The following is a 23002-nucleotide window of genomic DNA, read 5'->3' as shown; positions in this document are numbered from 1 at the left end:
TCGTCACGCACCGGTTTCAGCAACGAACTGGAGACACCGCACATGACAGCACCTCTCGCCCGTCACCGCCGCGCCCTCGCGATCCCGGCCGGCCTGGCCGTGGCCGCCTCGCTGGCGTTCCTGCCGGGCAACCCGGCCGCCGCGGCGGAGGCCGCGCCCTCCTCCGCGGCGGACGCGACCTCGCTCAGCTACGTCGTCAACGTCTCCCCCGGGCACGGGCCTTCGGCCTCGGTGCGCAAGGCGATAGCCAAGGCCGGCGGCACGATCGTGACGTCGTACGACCGGATCGGCGTGGTCGTCGTCCACTCCGCGAACCCGGACTTCGCCAAGTCCGTCCGCAAGGTGCGGGGTGTGCAGTCGGCCGGTGCCACGCGTACCGCGCCGCTGCCCTCGGCCGCCACGACCGACACGGGCGCGCCGAAGGTCCTCAGCGGCAAGGAGATCGCCGCCGCCGAGGCCGCCGAGGGCCAGGACCCGCTGCAGGGCCTCCAGTGGGACCTGCCCGCCATCAAGGCGGACAAGGCGCACGAGAAGACGCTGGGCAGCAGCAAGGTGACCGTCGCCGTCATCGACACCGGTGTGGACGACACCCACCCGGACATCGCCCCGAACTTCGACCGGAACGCGTCCGTCAACTGCGTCTCGGGCAAGCCGGACACCACCGACGGCGCCTGGCGGCCGGGCGCGGCGGAGAGCCCGCACGGCACGCACGTGGCCGGTGAGATCGCCGCCGCCAAGAACGGCGTCGGCATGACCGGTGTGGCGCCCGGGGTGAAGGTCTCCGGGATCAAGGTGTCCAACCCCGACGGCTTCTTCTACACCGAGGCCGTGGTCTGCGGCTTCGTGTGGGCGGCCGAGCACGGCGTCGACGTGACCAACAACAGCTATTACACCGACCCCTGGTACTTCAACTGCAAGGACGACCCGGACCAGAAGGCGCTCGTCGAGGCCGTCACCCGGGCGTCGCGGTACGCGGAGAAGAAGGGCGCGGTCAACGTCGCCGCGGCGGGCAACGAGAACTACGACCTCTCCGCCGACGAGATCACCGACCCGTCCTCCCCGAACGACACGACGCCCGGCGACCGGACCGTCGACCCGTCCGAGTGCCTGGACATCCCGACCCAGCTGCCGGGTGTCGTGACGGTCGCGTCGACCGGCGCCAAGGGCCTCAAGTCGTCGTTCTCCAACCACGGTCTGGGCGTCATCGACATCGCCGCGCCCGGCGGTGACTCGACGGCGTACCAGACGCCGGCGCCGCCCGCCACCAGCGGCCTGATCCTCGGCACGCTGCCCGGCGGCAAGTGGGGCTACATGGCGGGTACGTCGATGGCCTCGCCGCACGTCGCGGGCGTCGCCGCGCTCATCAAGTCGACGCACCCGTACGCCCCGCCGGCCCTGGTCAAGGCGCTGCTGTACGCGCAGGCCGACGCCACGCCGTGCACCAAGCCGTACGACATCGACGGCGACGGCAAGGTCGACGCGGTGTGCGAGGGCTCGAAGAACCGCAACGGTTTCTACGGGTGGGGCATGGCCGACGCGCTGGACGCGGTGCGCTGGTAGCGGGTACCCCCCGGGGAACTTGCCCGGATCTGGGGACTTGGTGAAGATCCTGGGGTGACCCCGATACGACCCAAGTCCCGGGCCACCGGTACCGGACGGCACGCGACGCCCTCCGGTACCGGCCGGACCGCGGCCGTACTCGCGCTGGTGGCGCTGGCCGCGCTGATACCGGTGCTCGGCCCCTCCCCCGCCCTGCGCGGCACGGGGGAGGCCGAGGCACCGGGCACCGGCGGCATCGCGCTGCTGCGCGCGGTGCTCTTCGCCGCGCTGAGCGTTCCGCTCGGCGAACTGTTCGTGAACCGGCTGGCCCGGTCGCTGCCCGGCGCGCCCCCGGAGCGGCCCCGCAGTTGGTCGCCGTACGCGGCAGGGGCGGGTTTCGTCGCCGCCCTGGGGCTGGCCTCGGTCGTGGCGACGGGCAACCTGGTGCCGGACGGCGCCGCCGACATCGACGTGGGCGGTCTCTACGGCTCCCGGGACGGAAAGCTCGCGCTGCTGGAGGTCAACGGGTTCCTCGCGGCCGGTCTGTGCGCCGCCTCGCGCCGGCCCGGCAGCCAGGTGTGGCCGCTGGCCGCCGTGATCGTCGCGGAGGCGCTGCGCGCCCACCCCACGACCGAGTACAGCCCGCTGATCGGCTCCGGTCTGACCCTGGTCCATCTGACGTGCGCCTCGCTGTGGGCGGGCGGCCTGCTGTACGCCCTGCGGATGCTGCGGCGGTGGCGGGGTGCCGAGGCGGGTCCGGCGCTGCTCGGTCTCTACGCGCGCGTGGCGGCCGTTCTGCTGGCCGCCCTCACGGCGACCGGGGTGTGCAGTTCGCTGCGCCGGATGGAGCCGGGCACGATCGTGGACCAGTTGACCGACACGGCGTACGGGCGCGTGCTGCTCGCCAAGGTGCTCCTGGTGGCCGCCGTCGCCGCCCTCGCCCTGTGGGCCAGGATCCGGCTGAGCCGCGCTGCGGACCCGCTGACGGCCTGCTCCCCCGCGCGCGCGGAGGTCGTCGCGCTGGGGGCGGTGGTCGCGGTGTCGGGTCTCCTGACGGCCCTTCCGGTACCGATCCGGTGGTGAGCAACCCCGCCCGGCGGTGGAGAACTTGACGGAGGAACCGTTTCGCCGGTGTCGTGGGCGGCACCTCCGGCACCGCGGTGTCGGTCCCGGCCCGTATCCTCAGTGACCATGCTCGAAGACCGTACGACCGCGGCGCCGTCCGCGACTGCCTGGCCGGCCGCGTATCCGCGGGGATACGCGGTCGTCGACGTGGAGACCACCGGCCTGGCCCGCGACGACCGCATCATCTCCGCCGCCGTGTACCGGCTGGACGCGCGCGGCGAGGTCGAGGACCACTGGTACACACTGGTCAATCCGCAGCGGGACCCGGGCCCGGTGTGGATACACGGTCTGACGAGCGACGTGCTGCGGGACGCGCCGCTCTTCCCGGACGTCGCCGAGGAGTTCGCGGCCCGGCTCGACGGCAGGGTCCTCGTCGCGCACAACGCGGTCTTCGACTGGCAGATGATCGCCCGCGAGTACGCCCGCGCGCGGCGTGAGGCGCCGGTGCGTCAACGGCTGTGCACCATCGCGCTCTCCAAGGAGCTGCGCCTGCCCCTGCCCAACCACAAGCTGGAGTCGCTGGCCGCCCACTACGGAGTCGTCCAGCAGCGGGCGCACCACGCGCTGGACGACGCGCGGGTACTGGCGGAGGCGTTCCGGCCGAGTCTGGCCGCGGCGGCTGCCGGGGGCGTGCGGCTGCCGCTGCACGAGTGCCGGCCGCTGACCGAGTGGTCGGACCGGCCCGCGCCCCGCATCGGCCAGCAGGCCGGCCACGGCTCCTACCGGCCGAACAGCTGGCGCCCCTCCCGCAAGAGGCCCGCCTGCCCGTATCCCAACCCGGGCCGGTACGAAGCGGGCAAAAGGCTCAAGCAGGGCATGCGGGTCGCCTTCTCGGGTGACACCTCCGTGGAGCGGGACCTGCTGGAGGACCGGGCGGCCGAGGCGGGGCTGCACGTCGCCACCAGTCTGTCCCGGCTGACCAGCCTGCTGGTCACCAACGACCCGGACTCGGGCACCTCCAAGGTGGTCAAGGCCCGGCAGTACGGCACGCCGGTGGTGGACGAGGCGGCGTTCGGACAGCTGCTCGCGGACGTCGAGGCGGCGGACGCGGCCCCGTGACGGGCGCCGGGACGGGGCCCGGACCGGCCGTACGGACGGGTGATTCCCGGCGACTCGCCCGGCGTCCGCTCGCCCGCCCGGCGACGACGGCCCACCCTGTGGCCCATGGCGACATGCGAAGTCTGCGGCAACAACTACGGAATGACCTTCGAGGTCCACGCCCAGGGAGCGGTGCACGTCTTCGACTGCTTCTCCTGCGCGATCCACCGGATGGCACCCATCTGCGAGCACTGCCGGGTACAGATCATCGGCCAGGGCGTCGAGGTCGAGGGCCACTGGTACTGCGGCGCCCACTGCGCCCGCGCGGAGGGGAGGGCGGGGATCGTCGACAAGGTCTGAGCCCCGGCCCGCGCAAGCCCCACCCGCCGCGTCGCGCCCCACGACCGAGTTGTACCGTCGTGGGGTGTACCGGTTCCTGTTGTCCCGCCAGTGGGTGATCCTCACCCTCGTGGCGCTCGCGCTCATCCCGACGATGATCGAGCTGGGCTTCTGGCAGCTGCACCGCCATGAGCACAGGGTCGCGCTGAACAAGGTGATCGCGGACTCCCTGGCGGCCCGGCCCGTACCGGCCGAGACCATGACCTCACCCGGGTCGAGGGTCGCCGACGACGACCTCTACCGCCGGGTGACGGCCAAGGGGCACTTCGACACCGCCGAGGAGGTCGTCGTGCGCCGCCGCACCAACGCGGACGACCGCGTCGGCTACCACGTCCTCACCCCGTTCGTGCTGGACGACGGCAAGGTGCTGATGGTCAACCGGGGCTGGATCCCCTCGAACGGCGCCAGCCAGACCGCCTTCCCGAAGATCCCGGCTCCCCCGGCGGGCGAGACCACCGTCACGGGCCGGCTGATGCCCGACCAGACGACCGAGGACAGCGGCATCAAGAACGTCGCGGGCCTGCCCGACCGCCAGGTCATGCTCATCAACAGCGAGCAGCAGGCGGAGCGCCTCGGCAGGCAGGTCCTCGGCGGCTACGTCGAGATGACCGAGCCGAAGCCCGCGGGCGACACCCCCGAGCTGATCGCGGAGCCCGACCACGACAGCATCGGCAACCACATGGCGTACGCCGTCCAGTGGTGGCTGTTCGCCGCCGGTGTGCCGATCGGCTGGTTCGTGCTGGTCCGCCGCGAGGTCCGGGACCGGGCCTCCCAGGACGGCGAGGGCGACGAGGGCGAGGACGAGACCGAGGACGCCGCGGAGCCCGCCGCGGTGTAGCCGGACGGCGGGGCCGATTGCGCCCCTCCCGGTCGGGAAGACGATTCCCGTGCACACCGACATCGAGGACTACGCGCTCATCGGCGACCAGCAGACCGCCGCCCTGGTCTCCACGGACGGCTCCGTGGACTGGCTCTGCCTCCCCCGCTTCGACTCCGCGGCCTGCTTCGCCAAGCTCCTGGGCGACGAAGACAACGGGCACTGGCGCATCGCGCCCAAGGGTGCCGAGCGCTGCACCCGGCGCGCCTACCGGCCGGACACCCTCGTCCTCGACACCGAGTGGGAGACCGAGGACGGTTCGGTCCGGGTCACCGACCTGATGCCCCAGCGGGACCGCGCCCCGGACCTGGTCCGGGTCGTGGAGGGCCTGAGCGGCGAGGTCACGCTGCACAGCGTGCTCCGGCTGCGCTTCGACTACGGCTCGGTCGTCCCGTGGGTGCGCAGGTCCGACGGGCACCGGGTGGCCGTCGCCGGGCCGGACTCGGCGTGGCTGCGCAGCGAACCCGAGGTGCGCAGCTGGGGCGAGGACTTCGGAACGCACTCGGAGTTCACGGTCGCCGCGGGCGAGAAGGTCGCGTTCGTGCTGACCTGGCACCCCTCGCACGAGCAGCGTCCGCCGCTGATCGACCCGTTCGTCGCGCTGGAGCACAGTGTCGAGGACTGGCGGGAGTGGGCCGCGCGATGCCGCTACGACGGTCCGCACCGGGACGCCGTGGTCCGCTCCCTGATCACGCTGAAGGCGCTAACCTACCAGCCGACCGGCGGCATCGTGGCCGCCCCCACCACCTCGCTGCCCGAGGAGCCGGGCGGTGTGCGCAACTGGGACTACCGCTTCTGCTGGCTGCGCGACTCCACGCTCACCCTGGGGGCCCTGCTGTCGGCCGGGTACCTGGAGGAGGCCGAGGCATGGCGCGACTGGCTGCTGCGCGCGGTCGCGGGCAGCCCGGACGACCTCCAGATCATGTACGGCCTCGCGGGCGAACGCCGGCTGCCGGAGTTCGAGCTGCCGTGGCTGTCCGGCTTCGCCGGGGCCGCCCCCGTACGGATCGGCAACGACGCCGTGAACCAGCTCCAGTTGGACGTGTACGGCGAGGTCATGGACTCGCTGTCACTGGCCCGGCAGGCCGGCATGCACCCGCGCCCCCAGATGTGGGAGCTGCAGTGCGCCCTGATGGACTTCCTGGCCACCACGTGGCGGGAGCCCGACGAGGGGCTCTGGGAGGTGCGCGGCGGACGTCGGCAGTTCGTGCACTCGAAGGTGATGACGTGGGTGGCCCTGGACCGGGCGGTGCGCACGCTGGAGGCCCATCCCGAGCTGAGCGGCGGTGACCTGGAGGGCTGGCGCGCGCTGCGCGAGGAGGTGCACCGCGAGGTGTGCGAGAAGGGGTACGACCCTGAGCGGAACACCTTCACCCAGTCCTACGGCTCGCGGGAGCTGGACGCCTCGCTGCTGCTGGTACCGCGCGTGGGCTTCCTGCCCGCGGACGACCCGCGGGTGGTCGGCACGGTCGACGCGATCGGCGCGGAGCTGACCCGGGACGGCCTGGTACGCCGCTACAGCACCGAGGGCGAGGCGGTCGACGGTCTTCCCGGCGGTGAGGGCACGTTCCTGGTGTGCTCGTTCTGGTACGCGGACGCGCTGCACGCGACCGGCCGGACGAAGGAGGCCCGGGAGCTGTTCGAGCGGCTGGTGGCGCTCACCAACGACGTGGGGCTGCTGGCCGAGGAGTACGACCCGGCGACCGGACACCAGCTCGGCAACTTCCCGCAGGCGTTCAGTCACGTCGGTCTGGTGAACACCGCCCTCGCCCTGTTCGGGGAGGAAGGGGCAGGATAGGACCCATGGATCTTGGACTGAAGGACCGGGTGTACGTCGTCACGGGAGCCACCCGGGGCCTGGGCAACGCCGCCGCGCGCGAACTGGTCGCCGACGGGGCGAAGGTGGTCGTCACCGGGCGGGACGAGCAGAGCGTCGCCCAGGCCGCGGCCGCGCTGGGCCCGGACGTGGTGGGCGTGGCCGTGGACAACGCGGACCCGCAGGCACCCGAGCGGCTGATCGCGACCGCGCGTGAGCGCTTCGGCCGCTTCGACGGCGTACTGATCAGCGTGGGCGGGCCGCCGCCCGGGTTCGTCGCCGACAACACGGACGACCAGTGGCAGGCGGCGTTCGAGTCGGTGTTCCTCGGCGCGGTGCGGCTGGCCCGGGGTGCGGCGGCCGAGCTGGAGGAGGGCGGGGTGGTCGGGTTCGTGCTGTCGGGCTCGGTGTACGAGCCGATCCCGGGTCTGACCATCTCCAACGGCCTGCGTCCGGGGCTGGCGGGCTTCGCCAAGTCCCTTGCCGACGAACTGGGCCCGCGCGGCATCCGCGTCGTCGGCCTGCTGCCGGGCCGCGTCGACACCGACCGCGTACGCGAGCTGGACGGGCTGTCCGCCGACCCGGAGGCGACCAGGGCGGCCGCCGAGTCCCGCATCCCGCTGCGCCGCTACGGCACCCCGGAGGAGTTCGGCCGCACGGCGGCGTTCCTGCTGTCCCCGGCGGCGTCGTACCTCACCGGTGTGATGCTCCCGGTGGACGGCGGGGTGCGGCACGGGTTCTAGCGGCACCGGTTGCACCAGCACCGGTGCGAGCGGCACCGGTGCTGTCGGCAACGTTCCTGACGGCAACGGTGCAAGTGGCATCAGATCCGGCGGCACACCGGACGCGTCGGTCAGCTGACGCGTTCGGCGTGGTGCTTGACGCCGCGGAACTGGACCTCCGCCGGGAGGGCCGGGAGGCCGGCCGAGTCCCGGGCGTGGATCAGGGCCCCGGTGGTGAGGTCGTGCAGGGCGGTGCCGGGATCGACGTGGGGGGCCAGCAGCAGCCGGACGCGGGTCGTCGGGGCGTCGCGGCGTCCGGTGAGCCGGACCGCGGCCCGCTCCACCCCGTCCACCCGGTCCGCCTCCCCGGCGAGGACACCCTCCAGTGCCCGGCCGCGCAGCGACGCGGCCTCGCCGTCCCCGGTGTCGACGAGGACCTCGGTGAGCCGGCGGCGGCGCACCACCGCGACCAGCCACCACAGGGCGAGCAGCAACAGCACGGCGAGCGCCGCGATGACGACCGGCCACCACCAGCCGGCGTCCCGCCAGCGGGTCCGCTCGGCGGTACTGAGCAGCACGTCGTGCGGACCCTGGTGGACCCACCAGGAGGGCGCGGGCAGGTCGAACCCGACGGCGAGCACGGCGCCGCCGAGGGCGAGCAGGACCAGGCCCACGAGAGCGGTCAGCACACGGTCGACGGTCCTGAGCACCGCCCTCACCCCTTCCGGCCGGGACGCGCCACCCGCAGGGACACGGCAGGCGGCCGGGCCAGGCCGAGACCGCGCACCGCGTCGTCGAGCACGCCGTCCAGATCGGCCCGTACGTCGTCCAGTTCACGGAAGTGCGACAGTGCGCGCACGCGTGCCTTGCGGCGGCGCATCCGCACCCGGGCCGACTGCACCCCGGCGACCTCCATGGCCCGGTCGCGCAGCACGGTGGCGGCCGCGTCCCGGTGCAGCCCGGCACGTACGTCCGGGTGGGTGCGCCGCATCGGCAGCACCCTGCGCAGGCCGGGAGTGAGCGCCAGCAGCAGGAGCCAGAGCCCGAGGGCCGCGGCGACTCCCGCGCCGACCAGCGTCCACGTGTCGTCGAGAGGGCGCTCCGCGAGCTGCCGGGCCAGGTCGCGGCGCCAGCCGAGGGCGTCGCGGCCGGTGCGGACGGCGACGACGTCGTAGAGGAAGGCCCCCGCGAGGAGCAGGACCAGGAGGGCGACGATGCCGGCGGGGACGCGGCGCGCGGACCAGAAGCGGTGGGCCCTTCCACTCTCCGGCGCGTCGGGGACGTGCTTCTCCATGGCGGGCGGACCGGGCTGTTCGGGGCCGGGTTCCACGACCGGCAGGCGCCGCGTGCTGCCCTCGGCCGCCTCGGGGCCCTGGGACTCGCTCATCGCGTCCTCCCCCGCCTCGCGCCGTACTCCCGCGCCAGGTGCAGCCGCTCCACCTGGACGGCGACCTCCGGCACCGCCATACCCACCAACGTCCTTACCCGCTGCACGACTTGGTGACGCACCTGACCGCAGCGGGCGCCGATGTCGCACGGGTAGTCGAGTTCGAGGTGGACCCGGACGTGGGCGACGTCGTGGTGGACGGCCACGCTCGCGTGCGGGCGCGCGGCGTCCGGATGGAGCGGACCGACCGCCTCACGGGCCGCCTGGGCGGCGACCTTGGCGACCACCCGGTCGGCGATCCGCGTCGCACCGCGCTCGCCCGGTGCGACGGCCGCCGGGGGTGCCAGGACCTCGCCGGCCCCACCGCTCACGCCGGTCACCGCCGTCGGTCGTCGCGGGTGCGGAAGAAGTCACCGAGCTCCATGTCGCCCTCCAGGAGGCGGCCGACGACGAACCCGACCGCGCCGAGGGCCGCCACCAGCAGGAAGGCGCCGAAGCCGCCGAAGTACCCGGCGAACCCCAGCGCCATGCCGGCGATCAGGCCGACCACGGCCATGCTCATGGTGCGCTCCCCTCGTTCACCGCTTCGTTCACCGCTGCCTCGTCCTCCACGTCACTTGATCCGGGGCTCCGGTTCCTCGTCCTCCTCGTCGGGCAGCTTCACATCGCTGACGGCGATGTTGACCTCGACGACCTCGAGACCGGTCATCCGCTCCACCGCGGTCACCACGTTCTCCCGCACGTCCCGCGCCACGTCCGAGATCGACACGCCGTACTCGACGACGATCTCCAGGTCGAGGGCGGTCTGCTTCTCCCCGACCTCGGCCTTCACTCCCCGTGTCACACCGGACCTGGTCCCGCCGGGCACCCGGTCGCGTACGGCGCCGAAGGTACGTGACATGCCGCTGCCCATGGCGTGCACACCGGCGACGTCGCGTGCCGCCATTCCGGTGATCTTCTCGACGACGCCGTCGGCGATGGTGGTCCTTCCCCGGCTGCCGGGGGCTCCACCGCCGCGCCGGATCTGGCCCTTGCCCGCGCCGGGACTCTCGATCGTGTCCTGCCCGGCGCGGTGGCTCTCCATGTCGGTCATGGCCGTACGTCCCTTCCGGTCGTGGTCCCCGTGACAACGGTAGTTCTGGTTGCCACGCGGCGCGCCGCGGATGCGGCAGGGTGGGGGAATGACGACGGCGGACCGGTGGACGCGCACGATGCGGGAGCGGTTGGGGCTCGGCAGGCTGCTGCCGCTGGGCGGGCCCCGGGACGGGGCGTGGATCGCGGAGCGTGCCGCCCGGGACGTGCTGCTGGCGGCGGCCCGGGACGTGACCGGGGTGCAACTCGGCGTTCTGCGCGTCGGGCTCGCGGACCCGCGGGACACCCGGGAGCCGGCCGTACCGTCGCCGCTGGGCGCCCTGCCGCCCGGTCCGCTGCGGGTGACGGCCGGCTTCACGGCGGCGGTGGGCGGCGCGGCGGCGACCGCGGAGCCGCTGCCGGCGACGGCCGCGCGGCTGCGGGCGGCGCTGGCGGAGGCGGCGGCCGACGGGCTCGGCCTCGAGGTGACGGACGTGGACCTGCGGGCGACGGGTCTGCTCGACACGCCCGCGGACGCGGCTCCCGGGCGGGAGCCACGCGGGTCCCGGCCGGACGACGGAACGGAGCCGGGACCGGCCGAAGCCACCTCGGACGACGACGGGGACGAAAGGCGCGTCGCCGGGGCCGCGCTGGGGGTAGCGGGTGTGGTCCGGCTGACCGGCGTACTGGGCCGTCCGGTCCATGTGACGGAGCCGCCGGCGAGGGAGGGCGCGCTGCCGCGCCGCCATGTCCGGCTGGAGCTGGCGGTGGCGGCGGACCACCGGGCCGTGGAGGTGGCCCGGCGGGTCCGTGCGGCGGTGTCCGAGGCGCTGCCGGACCGTCCGTCGGTGGCGGTGGTGGTGACGGCGGTCGGCTGAGGCACCGGGCCGACCGCGCGCCGCGCCGCGTCCGGCTACTCCCCCAGGCCCGCCAGGTCGCGCAGGCGGCGTGCCTGGGCGGCTCGCTCCGCGGTGCGCTGGGCCTCGTAGTCGCGGTGCTGGGCGCCCTGGAGCAGGACCTTGGTCTCGACGACCGCGTCGCGGGGCGCGGCGAGGACAGCCGACACCAGGTCGTGCACGGCGCCGTCGAGCTGGTCCGCGGGCACGGCCAGGTTGGCCAGGCCGCTGTTCACGGCCTCCTCGGCCATGACGAACCGCCCGGTCGCGCAGATCTCCAGCGCGCGGGCGTAGCCGACGAGGGACACCAAGGGGTGCGTGCCGGTCAGGTCCGGCACCAGGCCCAGGCTGGTCTCGCGCATGGCGAACTGCACGTCGTCGGCGACGACCCGCAGGTCACAGGCGAGGGCCAGCTGGAAGCCCGCCCCGATGGCGTGCCCCTGTACGGCCGCGACGGACAGGATGTCGCCGCGTCGCCACCAGGTGAATCCCTCCTGGTACTCGGCGATGGCGTCGTCCAGCTCGGCGTCGCCGCCCCGCGCGAGGTCGATGAACGACGGTTCGCCGTCGAAGCCCTCGGGCGTGAACGCCTGCCGGTCGAGACCGGCCGAGAAGGACTTGCCCTCGGCCCGCAGCACCACGGCCCGGACGGAACCGGGCAGCAGCCGGCCGGCCTCGGCGAGCGCCCGCCACAGAGCGGGGCTCTGCGCGTTGCGCTTGGCGGGGTTGGTCAGCGTCACCGTGGCGATCGCGTCGTCGACGGTGAGCCGCACGCCGTCCCGGTCGAGTGCGGGACCGGTGTCGTGGGCGGGCGAAGCCATGGGGCGCCTCCGAAAGGTGCGGTCGTCGTCCCCGCCGCACGCCGGCCCGGAAGCCGTGTGACGGCGGAGCTAAGTGACTGCACAGTAACCACCCGGACGGTCGGACGACCGACCGGGTGACCACCTTCACTGTCGGAGCCGAGGGGCCACCGGGGTGTCAGGCCGATGTGGCCTTTTTGCCCCGGGTAGCCCCGCCACGCCCTCGGAGCGTGACGCCCGACTCGCTGAGCATGCGGTGCACAAAGCCATACGAGCGGCCGGTTTCCTCGGCCAACGCCCGGATGCTCGCACCGGCGTCGTACTTCTTCTTCAGGTCTGCCGCGAGCTTGTCGCGCGCGGCGCCGGTAACCCGGCTGCCCTTCTTCAGAGTCTCGGCCACCCGTGCCTCCTCAAGGAAGTGCGCTCTGGTCTCCTCATGATCACCCCTTCCGCGCCTCCTGGCCACCCATTCGGCAAGGTCGATGAGTCAAGGATGTGACGACAGGAGCGTGTCCCCACATACGGAACACGGAATTCCAGAGATTCGCGCCCGTACCGCCGAACGGGTTTCCGCGCGTAATTCCAGGTCAGAAAGGCGTCGCGGCCGGACCCCCGGCAATGGGGGGTCCGGCCGCGAAATGGATGTAGGACGCACCTCTTGATGAGGAGATCTCACACAGATGGTGGATCACGGCTCGGCCGAATGATCCATACTCAGTGGATCATCCTTTCGATCAAGCCAGGGCGACGAGATCCGCGTAGTCCGCGCCCCACAGGTCCTCGACACCGTCCGGAAGCAGAATGATCCGTTCCGGCTGGAGGGCGTCGACGGCGCCCTCGTCGTGGGTGACGAGGACGACCGCGCCCTTGTAGGTGCGCAGCGCGCCGAGGATCTCCTCGCGGCTGGCCGGGTCGAGGTTGTTGGTGGGCTCGTCGAGGAGCAGCACGTTCGCCGAGGACACCACGAGGGTGGCCAGCGCGAGACGGGTCTTCTCGCCGCCGGACAGGACGCCGGCCGGCTTGTCGACGTCGTCGCCGGAGAACAGGAACGAACCCAGCGTCTTGCGGACCTCGACCAGGTCGAGGTCGGGGTTGGCCGAGCGCATGTTCTCCAGGACGGTGCGCTCGGGGTCGAGGGTCTCGTGCTCCTGGGCGTAGTAGCCGAGCTTGAGGCCGTGGCCCTCGACGACCTGGCCGGTGTCGGGCTTCTCGACGCCGCCTAGGAGCCTGAGCAGCGTGGTCTTGCCGGCGCCGTTGAGCCCGAGGATGACGACCCGGGAGCCCTTGTCGATGGCCAGGTCGACGTCGGTGAAGATCTCCAGCGAGCCGTACGACTTGGAGAGGCCCTCGGCGGTGAGCGGGGTCTTGCCGCAGGGCGCCGGCTCGGGGAAGCGGAGCTTGGCGACCTTGTCGGACTTGCGCTCGGACTCCAGCCCGGCCAGCAGCTTGTCCGCCCGGCGGGCCATGTTCTGCGCGGCGACGGTCTTGGTGGCCTTGGCGCGCATCTTGTCGGCCTGCGAATGCAGCGCGGACGCCTTCTTCTCCGCGTTCTGCCGCTCGCGCTTGCGGCGCTTCTCGTCGGCCTCGCGCTGCTGCTGGTAGAGCTTCCAGCCCATGTTGTAGACGTCGATCTGGGAGCGGTTGGCGTCCAGGTAGAACACCTTGTTGACGACCGTCTCGACCAGGTCGACGTCGTGGGAGATCACGATGAAGCCGCCGCGGTAGGTCTTCAGGTAGTCGCGCAGCCAGACGATCGAGTCGGCGTCGAGGTGGTTGGTCGGCTCGTCGAGCAGCAGGGTGTCGGCGTCCGAGAACAGGATCCGGGCCAGCTCGATCCGGCGGCGCTGACCGCCGGAGAGGGTGTGCAGGGGCTGGCCGAGGACCCGGTCGGGCAGGTTGAGCGCGGCGGCGATGGTGGCCGCCTCGGCCTCGGCGGCGTATCCGCCCTTGGTGAGGAACTCGGTCTCCTGGCGCTCGTACTGCCTGAGCGCCTTTTCGCGGGTGGCGCCCTGGCCGTTGGCGATGCGCTGCTCGTTCTCCCGCATCTTGCGGATCAGCACGTCCAGGCCGCGGGCGGAGAGGACGCGGTCGCGGGCGAGCACGTCGAGGTCGCCGGTGCGCGGGTCCTGCGGGAGGTAGCCGACCTCGCCGGAGCGGGTGACGGCGCCGGCGGCGGGCTGGCCCTCGCCGGCGAGCACCTTGGTGAGGGTGGTCTTGCCGGCGCCGTTGCGGCCGACCAGGCCGATGCGGTCGCCCTTGGCGATGCGGAAGGTGGCGCTTTCGATGAGGACGCGGGCACCGGCGCGCAGCTCGATGCCGGAGGCGGAGATCACGGTCAGACTCCTGGGGCGGGTGGGGGCGGGATGGGCGGCTGAGGACGTTTCCCGCCGTCTAATGCGCGAGGAGAATGGCCATGGGGGCCAGTCTAACGGGGCGGTGCAACCTCTTTTCCCCGGTTCCGGTGTCAGTGGGCGGTGCCAGACTGGACACACCGGGCCGGCGCCGTCCACCGGCTCACGAGGGAGTGATCGGCATGGCAGGCATCGACGGCGGGCGCCCGGGCATCTTCCCGACGCTGCTGTACGCGGACGCCAAGGCGGCGGTCCGGCAGCTCACCGAGGCCTTCGGCTTCAGGGAGCTCGCGGTGTACGAGGGCGAGGACGGCACGGTGGCCCACGCCGAGCTGGCCCAGGGCAACGGCGCGGTCATGCTCGGTTCCAAGGGCACGGGCAGCCGCTTCGACGAGGCGATGAAGAACTCCGGCACGGCGGGGGTGTACGTCGTCGTGGAGGACGTCGACGCCCATCACCGGCAGGCCGTGGAGCACGGCGCGGAGATCCTGATGCCCCCGACGGACCAGGACTACGGCTCGCGCGACTACATGGCCCGTGACCTGGAGGGCAACGTCTGGAGCTTCGGGACGTACGCGCCGGAGGTGGGTGGCTAGCCCCCTAGGCCGCGCACGCCCCGTCGGTCAGCTGCCGCCGGTGTGGACCTGGAAGGCGGCCCGGCGTACGGCCTTGGCCAGGGCGGGGTCGGGATGGGCGGCGGCGAGGGCCACCAGGACCTGCACGGTGCGGGGGTGGCCGACCGCGCGGACCTCGTCGAGCAGCGCCGGGACGGTGAACTGGACCGCCGCCTCCAGGTGCCGGACGAGCAGCGGTGCCTCCCCGTGGTCGGCGACGGCGGCCGCGGTGTCCACCCAGAGCCAGGTCGCCTCCCGGCGGGTGAGGACCTCGTGGGCGTCCTCCGGGTCGGCGCCGTCGTGCTCGGCCAGCCACAGCAGGGCGTACGGCCGCAGCGTCGGCTCGTCGGCCACGCCGCGGACATCGGGCTCGGCGGGGGCGCCGACGACCCGCAGCGCGTCGAAGGCGAGGCCGCGCAGCAGGGCGTCCTCACCGCGCGCGGCGGCGAGCAGCTCGGCGACGGCGCTGCCGACGGGCCGGGCGGCGAGCCAGGCGCGGTACTCGGCGCGGGCGGCGTTGGGCCGGAGTTGGGCGCAGCCGCGGAGCATGTCCTCGGCCGGCTGCTCGATGTTCCCGGCGGGGCTCTGGGCGGCCACGCAGATCTGCTCCAGCTTGACCCAGACCGCCCAGTTGCCGAGCGGGGTGAGCGTGGCCTGTCCGTCGCCGCAGGTGAGGGCGCCGACGGAGGCGAGGGCGTGCAGGGCCCAGTCGAGGAGCGGGGCGAGCGGGGTGTCGGCGGTGACGTCCGGGACCGGCTGGGGGCCGGGCTCCAGGCGGGGGCCGTAGGGCACCTCGCAGCGTTCGGTGCGCAGCTCGGTGACGCGCTGCTCCAGCAGGTCCAGCAGCTGGTCCACGGGGACGGGCCCGGCGGACAGCTGGAGGAAGGAGAGCACCTGGGGCATCGCGGAGACGACCTCGGCGACGGCGGCGGGCTCCTCGCCGGCGGGCTCGGGGTGGGCGAGCGACCAGGCGTCGAAGAGCGCGACCCAGCCGCGCAGCACCGCGCTGTCGTCGCGGTTCCAGGCGCGCAGCCGCCAGCCGGGGCGGGCGCTGTCGCCGTGCACCTCGACCAGTCCGGCGAGGCGGGCGGTGTCCCAGTCGGCGCGGACCTGCGCGGTGGTCAGGCCCAGTTCGCGAGCCGCCTGGTCGGCGGTGGCGTCGGAGAGGGTGGCCTTGCCGTCGGCGGTGGCGCTGCCGCGGCCGGGGCCGAGCGCGGAGTCGGCCCAGCGGGCGACGCGGGCCGCGCCGGCCAGACCGGAACGCGCCATGCGGGCCAGCTCCGACCGGGCCGGTGTGCCCTCCGGGGGGCGCGGTGCGGGGCGGCGCGGACGCCGCTGGTTGATCGCTTGGGGGGCGGCGGCCAGGGGTCGTGGGCGGACGAGTCGAAGCCTGGAGTCGCGCGGGATACGGGACGTCACGGGTGCAGTCTTCCGGTTGACGGTCCGAAAACCCAAACGGAATGCCCCGACGGCCGCCGGGGAGGGCGGAGTCGGGGGTCGGGCGCGCAGCCCGGGCACCGGATCAGGCCACTGGTACGGCGCTAAACGGAACCGGAGGATCACACGCTGCGACGGCGCCGTGCCGGGTCACACCAGGGGGGTCATGAAGCGGCGGAGCTTCTCTTCGTAGTCGTCGGGGTCGGCGTTCCACATGGCACCGTGCGGGGCGTCCCGGACGGTGTGCAGGGCGACCAGTCGGGGGTGGGTTTCGGCCAGCCGCCGGGAGAGCCGCCAGGGGGCCACCGCGTCGCCGGGGCCGTGGAAGATCAGCGTGGGGACGGCGGGGCGGTGCAGGCCCGCCGTGCCGGTGTCGTGGTCGGCGTGCAGTCCGGCGCGGCCCTGGGCGGCGCGGACGGCGAGCGGCAGGAGTGGTCCGGGGGTGCGGCGGGCGGCGGCGAGGGCGCGCAGGGTGGTCTCCCAGCTGAGGACCGGGGAGTCCAGTACGAGCCCCGCGATGCGCCCGCGCACGCCGGAGAGGGCGGCCGTGCGCAGGGCCATGGTGGCGCCGGTGGACCAGCCGAGCAGGACGACCTGGCGGGCGCCGTGGTCGAGGGCGTAGCGGACGGCCGCGTCCAGGTCGCGCCACTCGGTCTCGCCGAAGTGGTGCAGCCCGTCGGGCGAGGGCGGCGCGCCGACGTCGCCTCGGTAGGCGAGGGCGAGCACCGGAACGCTGCGGTCGTGCAGGGGGGCCAGCAGGTTCAGGACGTGTTCGCGGGTGGCGGCCAGGCCGTGCACGGCGATGATCCAGGTCGGGCGGGCGCCGGGCACGAACCAGGCCGGGAGCGGGCCGAGTTCGCCCGGGATCTGGACGTCGGCGTGGTCGAGGTCGAGGGCGCTGCCCGGGTTGCCGACGTAGAGGTTCGGCGTGAACCAGGCGCGGTCCCCGGCCTCCAGCGTGCCGTGCGTGACGCGTTCGAGGCGGCGTACGACGGTGTCGGCGCCGTGCTCCGCGCTGCCCAGGACGGGTCCGACGACCGCGTGGGAGCCGTCGCCCGCCAGCCCGTAGCGGCCGGGGCGCAGCGCGGCCAGGTCCCGGGTGAGGGTGATCCGGCCGGCCGCGGTGCCGTGCACGGTGAGCCGGGGTTCGGTGGGCAGCGGCCGGCCGGGGGGCGCCTTGAGCGCGGCGTCGCTGGCGAGCCGGCCGGCGGCGACGCTCGCTGCGCCGGCCGCCAGGGCTGCGGTGAGGGCGGCGGCCGTTGCTGTGACAGTGCGCATGGGGCCAGTCTCCTGGTGGAGTCCTCGGGCGGCCAGTGGGCTGTGGACGGGGGGTGACGACGCTCCGTCAGGGGCGCCTTCGCCTGTCCGCCGGGGCCGGGGAGCCATGGTGCGGTCCCGCTGCCGGTACCCCGGAACGGTCCGGATACGCGCCACGTCGGCCCGGCCTGCCGTGCCCGGAGCCATGCTGCCGCCCCGGCCGGCCGACCCGGCCTGCCGAGCCCTCCGGCAGCGGCGGACGACGCCCCGGAGCCGATGAGCCCCGTCGGAGACACCCGGCCCCCCGCGACCGCCGTAGCCGGGGAACACGGTGCGATCCCCCTGGCACCACCACCCCGGAACGGACCGGACACGCGCCACGTCAGCCCCGCTGCCCGTACCCCTGGAGCCGCTCCGCCGCCTCCGCCAACTGGCCCGGTGTCAGGAGCGACGGGGTGTGGCCCGGGACCGAGGAGGCGGTCAGCCAGAGCCGGCACATCCACTCCAGCTGGGCCGTGCGGTCGTACGCCTGGTCGAGGGAGGTGCCGTAGGTGAGCGTGCCGTGGTTGCGCAGCAGGCAGCCGGTGCGGCCGTCGAGGGCGTCCAGCATGCCGCGGGCCAGTTCCTCGGTGCCGTAGGCGGCGTACGGGGCGACCCGGACGGGGCCGCCGAGGGCGGCGGTCATGTAGTGGACCGGCGGCAGTTCGGGCACCAGCAGCGAGACGGCGGTCGCGTGCACGGCGTGGGTGTGGACGACGGCCCGGGCGGCGTCGTCCGCGCGGTACACGGCGAGGTGCAGGGGCAGTTCGCTGGTGGGGACGAGGGTGCCGAGCACCTGTCGTCCGTCGAGGGCGACGCCGGTCACGTCACCCGGCGCCAGACGGTCGTACGGCACACCCGATGGGGTGACGAGGACCGTGTCGCCGACGCGCACCGAGACATTGCCGGAGGTACCGACCACGAGCCCGTCCGCGACCGTGCGCCGGGCCGCCGCGACGAGGTCCGTCCAGGCCCGCTCCTCGTCCGGGCCGGCAGCCCGTCCGACCCGCGAATACGTCACAGTCACCGTCTCCTCACGAGCGCTCCCGCGCCTCTCCCGGCACGTCGTCGGCCGGTCTGGCGGTGATCCTGCCAGGGGCGTCTCCGGAGAGCACCGGGACGGCCACGCAGAGGGAGGCGGCGACGCCGCTTCCGGTCACCGCGACGCCCTGCCCAGTTCATCTTCCGTTCACCATGGTTACCTACGTTCGTCCAGCCAATGACCTCGAACGATTGCCTGGGTAAATGGAAAGCTTCTCGCTGATCCTCGCGATTGTGGTGGTAACCGCACTCGCGTTTGATTTCACGAACGGTTTCCACGACACCGCGAACGCGATGGCAACGACCATTTCGACCGGTGCGCTCAAGCCCAAGGTGGCGGTGGCGATGTCCGCCGTCCTCAACCTTGTAGGCGCCTTCCTCTCGGTGGAGGTCGCCAACACGATCTCCAAGGGTCTCGTCGACGAGACCGGCATCCGTCCCGAGGTCATCTTCGCCGCCCTGGTCGGCGCGATCCTCTGGAACCTGCTGACCTGGCTGGTCGGCCTCCCGTCCAGTTCCTCGCACGCCCTGATGGGCGGTCTGATCGGTGCCGCGGTCGCCTCGGCCGGCGTCGGCGCCGTCAACGGCGACGCGCTCGTCACCAAGGTGCTGATCCCCGCGATCGCCGCCCCGATCGTCGCCGGTGTCGCGGCGCTGCTGGGCGCGCGGCTGACCTACCGGCTCGGCCGCCGGGCCGACGGCAAGGCCGCCGCCAAGGGCTACCGCGCCGGGCAGATCGCCTCCGCCGGGCTGGTCTCGCTGGCCCACGGCACCAACGACGCCCAGAAGACGATGGGCATCATCACCCTCGCCCTGGTCGCCGGCGGCGCGCTCGCCCCCGACTCCGACCCGCCCCTGTGGGTCATCCTCTCCGCGGGCATCGCCATCGCGCTCGGCACCTACCTCGGCGGCTGGCGCATCATCCGCACCATGGGCAAGGGCCTGACCGACCTCCAGCCGCAGCAGGGCTTCGCCGCCCAGACCAGCGCCGCGACGGTCATCCTGGCCTCCTCCCACCTCGGCTTCTCCCTCTCCACCACGCACTCGGTCTCCGGTGCGGTGATGGGCGCCGGTCTCGGCCGCAAGGGCGGCGTGGTGCGCTGGTCCACGGCCACCCGGATGTTCGTCGCCTGGGGTCTGACGCTGCCGGCCGCGGCCCTGGTCGCCGCGATCGCCGAGTGGGTCTGCCGCATGGGCGACTGGGGCACGGCCTGCGTCGCGGTCTTCCTGGTCGCCTCCAGCGCCGCCATCTGGAAGATCTCCCGGCGCGAGGTCGTCGACCACACCAACGTCGTCGACCCCCACGAGTCGGAGTCGGCCGGTGTGGTCACCACGGCGATGGCCGCCGTCTCGCCGCCCCCGGCGCACCTGACCGAGGAGCTGCCGGCCGACCCGTCCGAGGCCAAGACCCCGTCGGCCGCCACCACCGTCTGAGCCCGCGTCCCGGGTACGAAGGAAGCGAACCCCCATGAGCATCGACTGGGCAGCACTGGGCTCCGTCTTCGGCGTCAGCCTCGTCGCCACCGTGGCCCTGGTGGGCCTGTTCACCCTCGGCATCGTCGGACTCACCCGCCAGGAGCGGGCCACCGCCGAGGGCGGCTCCGCAGCCCTCGCGGTCACCGGCGCGTACGCGTGCTTCGCGGCCTGCGCGGCGGCGGTGGCGTACGGCATCTATCTGATCATCGCCTGACCCGCCGCACACCCCCGGGGCGGGGCGCGGGACGGACTCGGACCGTCGCGCGCCCCGCCCTTCGTGTACCGGCGCGCACCACCCGTGTGTGGGGCTTCGCACACTCCCCCGCCGCAGGTCAACGCCAGGTTGACGGGTGTTCTCGCGCCGTGGTGGACTTCCGGGGCCATCTACGGCGGCAGGAGAGGAAGCCCGGTGCGATTCCGGCGCGGTCCCGCCACTGTGACCGGGAGCAGACCCCGGTAGCCAGGAACTCTCACCGCCGGACTCTTCGAACCAGGGCGTGGACACCCTGAGTGAGGACGCGACGCGATGCCCGGCTGCCGATCGACGTTCAGTACCAGGTGCTCCCCCGCCCGTGTGACCGGCTGAACCCGTGCGTGCCGGACGCGTCTTCGCGTACGGCGCCGCCGCCGGCCTGCTCGGTGACCTCCTCCTCGGCGACCCCCGCCGCGGGCATCCGGTCGCCGCGTTCGGCCGCGCCGCCGGTGCCGTGGAACGGGTGCTGTGGCGTGACCACCGGGGCTGGGGCGCGCTGCACACCCTCGTGTGCGCCGGAGGCGCCACCGCCCTCGGCGCGGCCGCCGCGCACGCCGTACGCCGCTCCCCCGCCGCCTCGGTCGCGCTGACCGGCGCGGCCACCTGGGCCGTGGTCGGCGGTACGTCGCTCTCGCGCGAGGCCCTGGCCGTCGGCCGGGCGCTGGAGGCCGGGGACGTCGACGCGGCCCGGGCGCGGCTGCCGCACCTGTGCGGGCGGGACCCGCAGTCGCTGGACGCCGACGGGATCGCGCGGGCGGTCGTGGAGTCGGTCGCCGAGAACACCTCGGACGCGGTGGTGGGTGCCCTGGTGTGGGGTGCCGTCGGCGGAGTGCCGGGACTGCTCGGCTTCCGGGCGGTGAACACCCTGGACGCCATGGTCGGCCACAAGTCGCCCCGCTACCGGCGGTACGGCTGGGCCTCGGCCCGCCTCGACGACCTCGCGGGCTGGCCGGGCGCCCGGCTGACCGCCCTGCTGACCACCGTGGCCGGCGGCGATCCGCGGGGCGCCGTACGGGCCTGGCGCGCGGACGCCGGACGGCACCCGAGCCCCAACGCCGGTCCCGTGGAGGCGTCTTTCGCGGGCGCCCTCGGGGTGCGGCTCGGCGGGACGCTCTCCTACGGCGGGCGGGTCGAGCACCGGCCCGTGCTCAACGGGGCGGCGGGGCGCGACGTCCGGGCCGGTTCCGGCGACATCGAACGGGCCGCACGGCTCTCCCGGCGCGTGGGTCGGCTGGCGCTCGTCGTGTGCGCGGGCGCGCGGCTGCTGGTGCGCGGGGCCGTCAGGAAGGGACGTACGTCATGAACGGTGGACTCCTCGTCGCCGGCACCACCTCCGACGCCGGCAAGAGCGTCGTCACGGCCGGGATCTGCCGCTGGCTGGTGCGCCAGGGCGTGAAGGTGGCGCCCTTCAAGGCGCAGAACATGTCGCTCAACTCCTTCGTGACGCGCGAGGGCGCGGAGATCGGGCGGGCGCAGGCCATGCAGGCCCAGGCCTGCCGGGTGGAGCCGACCGCGCTGATGAACCCGGTGCTGCTCAAGCCCGGCGGTGAGCGCAGCAGCCAGGTGGTGCTGCTCGGCAGGCCCGTCGGCGAGATGAGCGCCCGCGGCTACCACGGCGGGCGGCAGGAGCGGCTGCTCGGCACGGTGCTCGACTCGCTGGCCGAACTGCGCGGCGCCTACGACGCGGTGATCTGCGAGGGCGCGGGCAGCCCGGCCGAGATCAACCTGCGCCGCACCGACATCGTGAACATGGGGATCGCGCGGGGCGCCGGGCTGCCCGTGCTGATCGTCGGCGACATCGACCGCGGGGGCGTGTTCGCCTCCTTCTTCGGCACGGTGGCGCTGCTCTCGCCCGAGGACCAGGCGCTGGTCGCCGGGTTCCTCGTCAACAAGTTCCGCGGCGACGTGTCGCTCCTCGAACCCGGCCTCGACATGCTGCACGGGCTGACCGGGCGGCGGACGTACGGGGTGCTGCCCTTCCGGCACGGGCTCGGCATCGACGAGGAGGACGGGCTGCGGGTCTCGCTGCGCGGCACGGTGCGCGAGTCCGTGGTCGCGCCGCCGGTCGGCGAGGACGTGCTCCGGGTCGCCGTCTGCGCGGTCCCGCTGATGTCCAACTTCACGGACGTGGACGCGCTGGCCGCCGAACCGGGCGTGGTGGTGCGGTTCGTGGACCGGCCCGAGGAACTGGCCGACGCCGACCTGGTGATCGTGCCGGGGACCCGCGGGACGGTCCGGGCGCTGGAGTGGCTGCGTGAGCGGGGGCTGGCGGAGGGCCTCGCGCGCCGGGTGGCCGAGGGCCGGCCCGTGCTCGGCGTGTGCGGCGGGTTCCAGCTCCTCGGCGAGCACATCGAGGACGACGTCGAGTCGCGCGCCGGACACGTCGACGGGCTCGGACTGCTGCCCGTGCGGGTGCGGTTCGCCCGCGAGAAGACCCTGACGCGCCCGGTGGGCGAGGCCCTCGGCGAGCGCGTCGAGGGGTACGAGATCCACCACGGCGTCGCCGAGGTCCTGGGCGGTGCCCCCTTCCTGGACGGCTGCCGGGTCGGCCAGACCTGGGGCACGCACTGGCACGGCTCGCTCGAGTCAGACGGCTTCCGAAGGGCGTTCCTGCGCGAGGTGGCCGCCGCCGCGGGCCGCCGGTTCGTGCCGGCCCCCGACACCTCGTTCGCCGCGCTGCGCGAGGAACAGCTCGACCGGCTCGGCGACCTGATCGAACAGCACGCGGACACCGACGCGCTGTGGCGGCTCATCGAGTCCGGCGCGCCGCCCGGGCTGCCCTTCGTGCCACCGGGGGCGCCCGCATGAGCCCGCAGCGACCCGAACGCGACGTACCCGACCAGCGTGACGCACGCGACGTGGAG

At 73.8% G+C, this 23002-nt stretch carries 24 protein-coding genes and 1 riboswitch; of the genes, 13 read left to right on the top strand and 11 right to left on the bottom strand.

The features are described from left to right. Positions 1 to 42 precede the first annotated feature (42 nt). From ACGF3J_RS28815 to ACGF3J_RS28785, 7 genes are all read left to right on the top strand, one after another. On the top strand, positions 43 to 1560 hold the full coding sequence (locus tag ACGF3J_RS28815) for a S8 family serine peptidase (RefSeq protein ID WP_393855054.1): 1518 nt from the start codon (positions 43 to 45) through the stop codon (positions 1558 to 1560). A 54-nt stretch (positions 1561 to 1614) separates the two neighbouring features. Further along, a complete protein-coding gene (locus ACGF3J_RS28810) occupies positions 1615 to 2622 on the top strand; it encodes a CopD family protein (RefSeq protein WP_161328398.1) in 1008 nt (335 codons plus the stop codon). Positions 2623 to 2730: 108 nt separating this feature from the next. Continuing rightward, entirely contained in the window at positions 2731 to 3723 is a 993-nt protein-coding gene (locus tag ACGF3J_RS28805) for a DEDDh family exonuclease (protein WP_161328397.1), read from the top strand. Between the two features lie 105 nt (positions 3724 to 3828). Beyond that, positions 3829 to 4062, top strand: a complete 234-nt coding sequence (locus tag ACGF3J_RS28800; RefSeq protein ID WP_071528763.1) for a hypothetical protein — start codon at positions 3829 to 3831, stop codon at positions 4060 to 4062. 64 nt (positions 4063 to 4126) lie between these two features. After that, positions 4127 to 4939, top strand: coding sequence for an SURF1 family protein (locus ACGF3J_RS28795; protein WP_161328396.1), 813 nt, complete (start codon positions 4127 to 4129; stop codon positions 4937 to 4939). 49 nt (positions 4940 to 4988) lie between these two features. Next, on the top strand, positions 4989 to 6776 hold the full coding sequence (locus ACGF3J_RS28790; RefSeq protein WP_161328395.1) for a glycoside hydrolase family 15 protein: 1788 nt from the start codon (positions 4989 to 4991) through the stop codon (positions 6774 to 6776). A gap of 5 nt (positions 6777 to 6781) precedes the next feature. Continuing rightward, positions 6782 to 7537, top strand: a complete 756-nt coding sequence (locus ACGF3J_RS28785) for an SDR family oxidoreductase (RefSeq protein WP_161328394.1) — start codon at positions 6782 to 6784, stop codon at positions 7535 to 7537. 110 nt (positions 7538 to 7647) lie between these two features. On the opposite strand, the gene amaP is transcribed toward ACGF3J_RS28785, so the two are convergent. The 5 genes from amaP to ACGF3J_RS28760 are packed head-to-tail and all read right to left on the bottom strand — an operon-like array spanning position 7648 to position 9996. Beyond that, positions 7648 to 8235 (bottom strand): alkaline shock response membrane anchor protein AmaP, encoded by a 588-nt coding sequence (gene amaP, locus ACGF3J_RS28780; RefSeq protein WP_161328393.1) that lies wholly within the window; start codon positions 8233 to 8235, stop codon positions 7648 to 7650. After that, positions 8232 to 8903 carry a DUF6286 domain-containing protein gene (locus ACGF3J_RS28775; RefSeq protein ID WP_161328392.1) on the bottom strand — a complete coding sequence of 224 codons (672 nt, stop codon included), beginning with the start codon at positions 8901 to 8903 and terminating at the stop codon, positions 8232 to 8234. The genes amaP and ACGF3J_RS28775 overlap by 4 nt, the downstream gene beginning before the upstream one ends. Next, positions 8900 to 9283 (bottom strand): hypothetical protein, encoded by a 384-nt coding sequence (locus ACGF3J_RS28770; protein ID WP_161328391.1) that lies wholly within the window; start codon positions 9281 to 9283, stop codon positions 8900 to 8902. Before ACGF3J_RS28770 ends, ACGF3J_RS28775 begins: the two co-directional genes overlap by 4 nt. After that, positions 9280 to 9465: a hypothetical protein gene (locus tag ACGF3J_RS28765; RefSeq protein ID WP_122614781.1), complete on the bottom strand. Its 186-nt coding sequence runs from the start codon at positions 9463 to 9465 to the stop codon at positions 9280 to 9282. The genes ACGF3J_RS28770 and ACGF3J_RS28765 overlap by 4 nt, the downstream gene beginning before the upstream one ends. Positions 9466 to 9516: 51 nt before the next feature. Then, on the bottom strand, positions 9517 to 9996 hold the full coding sequence (locus ACGF3J_RS28760) for an Asp23/Gls24 family envelope stress response protein (protein ID WP_161328390.1): 480 nt from the start codon (positions 9994 to 9996) through the stop codon (positions 9517 to 9519). A gap of 88 nt (positions 9997 to 10084) precedes the next feature. Between ACGF3J_RS28760 and ACGF3J_RS28755 the strand changes: the two genes are divergently transcribed. Next, positions 10085 to 10852: a nucleopolyhedrovirus P10 family protein gene (locus ACGF3J_RS28755; RefSeq protein WP_393855053.1), complete on the top strand. Its 768-nt coding sequence runs from the start codon at positions 10085 to 10087 to the stop codon at positions 10850 to 10852. A 35-nt stretch (positions 10853 to 10887) separates the two neighbouring features. Here ACGF3J_RS28755 and ACGF3J_RS28750 read toward each other — a convergent pair whose 3' ends face one another. From ACGF3J_RS28750 to ACGF3J_RS28740, 3 genes are all read right to left on the bottom strand, one after another. Then, the gene (locus ACGF3J_RS28750) at positions 10888 to 11691 is read right to left on the bottom strand and encodes an enoyl-CoA hydratase/isomerase family protein (protein ID WP_122614783.1); all 804 of its coding nucleotides are present in this window, start codon (positions 11689 to 11691) and stop codon (positions 10888 to 10890) included. Positions 11692 to 11848: 157 nt separating this feature from the next. Beyond that, complete coding sequence (locus tag ACGF3J_RS28745; protein WP_003976983.1) at positions 11849 to 12070, bottom strand: helix-turn-helix domain-containing protein; 222 nt, start codon at positions 12068 to 12070, stop codon at positions 11849 to 11851. Positions 12071 to 12404: 334 nt separating this feature from the next. Beyond that, on the bottom strand, positions 12405 to 14003 hold the full coding sequence (locus ACGF3J_RS28740) for an ABC-F family ATP-binding cassette domain-containing protein (protein WP_161328861.1): 1599 nt from the start codon (positions 14001 to 14003) through the stop codon (positions 12405 to 12407). A gap of 200 nt (positions 14004 to 14203) precedes the next feature. Between ACGF3J_RS28740 and ACGF3J_RS28735 the strand changes: the two genes are divergently transcribed. Continuing rightward, positions 14204 to 14617: a VOC family protein gene (locus ACGF3J_RS28735; RefSeq protein WP_237552525.1), complete on the top strand. Its 414-nt coding sequence runs from the start codon at positions 14204 to 14206 to the stop codon at positions 14615 to 14617. A gap of 27 nt (positions 14618 to 14644) precedes the next feature. On the opposite strand, the gene ACGF3J_RS28730 is transcribed toward ACGF3J_RS28735, so the two are convergent. From ACGF3J_RS28730 to ACGF3J_RS28720, 3 genes are all read right to left on the bottom strand, one after another. After that, a complete protein-coding gene (locus tag ACGF3J_RS28730; RefSeq protein ID WP_393855052.1) occupies positions 14645 to 16054 on the bottom strand; it encodes a hypothetical protein in 1410 nt (469 codons plus the stop codon). Between the two features lie 168 nt (positions 16055 to 16222). Then, positions 16223 to 17350 carry an alpha/beta hydrolase gene (locus tag ACGF3J_RS28725; RefSeq protein WP_161331461.1) on the bottom strand — a complete coding sequence of 376 codons (1128 nt, stop codon included), beginning with the start codon at positions 17348 to 17350 and terminating at the stop codon, positions 16223 to 16225. Positions 17351 to 17711: 361 nt separating this feature from the next. Continuing rightward, positions 17712 to 18389 (bottom strand): class II aldolase/adducin family protein, encoded by a 678-nt coding sequence (locus ACGF3J_RS28720; protein WP_161331462.1) that lies wholly within the window; start codon positions 18387 to 18389, stop codon positions 17712 to 17714. Between the two features lie 224 nt (positions 18390 to 18613). Here ACGF3J_RS28720 and ACGF3J_RS28715 point away from each other — a divergent pair, with 224 nt between their 5' ends. From ACGF3J_RS28715 to ACGF3J_RS28700, 4 genes are all read left to right on the top strand, one after another. Next, on the top strand, positions 18614 to 19843 hold the full coding sequence (locus ACGF3J_RS28715) for an inorganic phosphate transporter (RefSeq protein ID WP_161331463.1): 1230 nt from the start codon (positions 18614 to 18616) through the stop codon (positions 19841 to 19843). 34 nt (positions 19844 to 19877) lie between these two features. After that, entirely contained in the window at positions 19878 to 20099 is a 222-nt protein-coding gene (locus ACGF3J_RS28710; protein WP_161331464.1) for a hypothetical protein, read from the top strand. A gap of 135 nt (positions 20100 to 20234) precedes the next feature. Beyond that, a riboswitch (cobalamin riboswitch) is annotated at positions 20235 to 20376 on the top strand. Between the two features lie 99 nt (positions 20377 to 20475). After that, the gene (locus tag ACGF3J_RS28705; RefSeq protein ID WP_393855051.1) at positions 20476 to 21441 is read left to right on the top strand and encodes a cobalamin biosynthesis protein; all 966 of its coding nucleotides are present in this window, start codon (positions 20476 to 20478) and stop codon (positions 21439 to 21441) included. Continuing rightward, positions 21438 to 22946: a cobyric acid synthase gene (locus tag ACGF3J_RS28700; protein WP_161329709.1), complete on the top strand. Its 1509-nt coding sequence runs from the start codon at positions 21438 to 21440 to the stop codon at positions 22944 to 22946. The genes ACGF3J_RS28705 and ACGF3J_RS28700 overlap by 4 nt, the downstream gene beginning before the upstream one ends. Positions 22947 to 23002 lie beyond the last annotated feature (56 nt).

The sequence above is a fragment of the Streptomyces sp. NPDC048171 genome (assembly GCF_043202655.1).
In the GTDB taxonomy this organism is placed as follows: Bacteria; Actinomycetota; Actinomycetes; order Streptomycetales; family Streptomycetaceae; genus Streptomyces.
This window is presented reverse-complemented; position numbering and strand designations above follow the sequence as displayed.

Bases quoted from the DNA above. Each gene is read 5' to 3' on its own strand.
- ACGF3J_RS28735 (WP_237552525.1), top strand. From the start codon at position 14,204: ATGGCAGGCATCGACGGCGGGCGCCCGGGCATCTTCCCGACGCTGCTG.
- ACGF3J_RS28725 (WP_161331461.1), bottom strand. From the start codon at position 17,350: ATGCGCACTGTCACAGCAACGGCCGCCGCCCTCACCGCAGCCCTGGCG.
- ACGF3J_RS28715 (WP_161331463.1), top strand. From the start codon at position 18,614: ATGGAAAGCTTCTCGCTGATCCTCGCGATTGTGGTGGTAACCGCACTC.
- ACGF3J_RS28800 (WP_071528763.1), top strand. From the start codon at position 3,829: ATGGCGACATGCGAAGTCTGCGGCAACAACTACGGAATGACCTTCGAG.
- ACGF3J_RS28760 (WP_161328390.1), bottom strand. From the start codon at position 9,996: ATGACCGACATGGAGAGCCACCGCGCCGGGCAGGACACGATCGAGAGT.
- ACGF3J_RS28700 (WP_161329709.1), top strand. From the start codon at position 21,438: ATGAACGGTGGACTCCTCGTCGCCGGCACCACCTCCGACGCCGGCAAG.
- ACGF3J_RS28765 (WP_122614781.1), bottom strand. From the start codon at position 9,465: ATGAGCATGGCCGTGGTCGGCCTGATCGCCGGCATGGCGCTGGGGTTC.
- ACGF3J_RS28805 (WP_161328397.1), top strand. From the start codon at position 2,731: ATGCTCGAAGACCGTACGACCGCGGCGCCGTCCGCGACTGCCTGGCCG.
- ACGF3J_RS28710 (WP_161331464.1), top strand. From the start codon at position 19,878: ATGAGCATCGACTGGGCAGCACTGGGCTCCGTCTTCGGCGTCAGCCTC.
- ACGF3J_RS28755 (WP_393855053.1), top strand. From the start codon at position 10,085: ATGACGACGGCGGACCGGTGGACGCGCACGATGCGGGAGCGGTTGGGG.
- ACGF3J_RS28815 (WP_393855054.1), top strand. From the start codon at position 43: ATGACAGCACCTCTCGCCCGTCACCGCCGCGCCCTCGCGATCCCGGCC.
- ACGF3J_RS28750 (WP_122614783.1), bottom strand. From the start codon at position 11,691: ATGGCTTCGCCCGCCCACGACACCGGTCCCGCACTCGACCGGGACGGC.
- ACGF3J_RS28775 (WP_161328392.1), bottom strand. From the start codon at position 8,903: ATGAGCGAGTCCCAGGGCCCCGAGGCGGCCGAGGGCAGCACGCGGCGC.
- ACGF3J_RS28785 (WP_161328394.1), top strand. From the start codon at position 6,782: ATGGATCTTGGACTGAAGGACCGGGTGTACGTCGTCACGGGAGCCACC.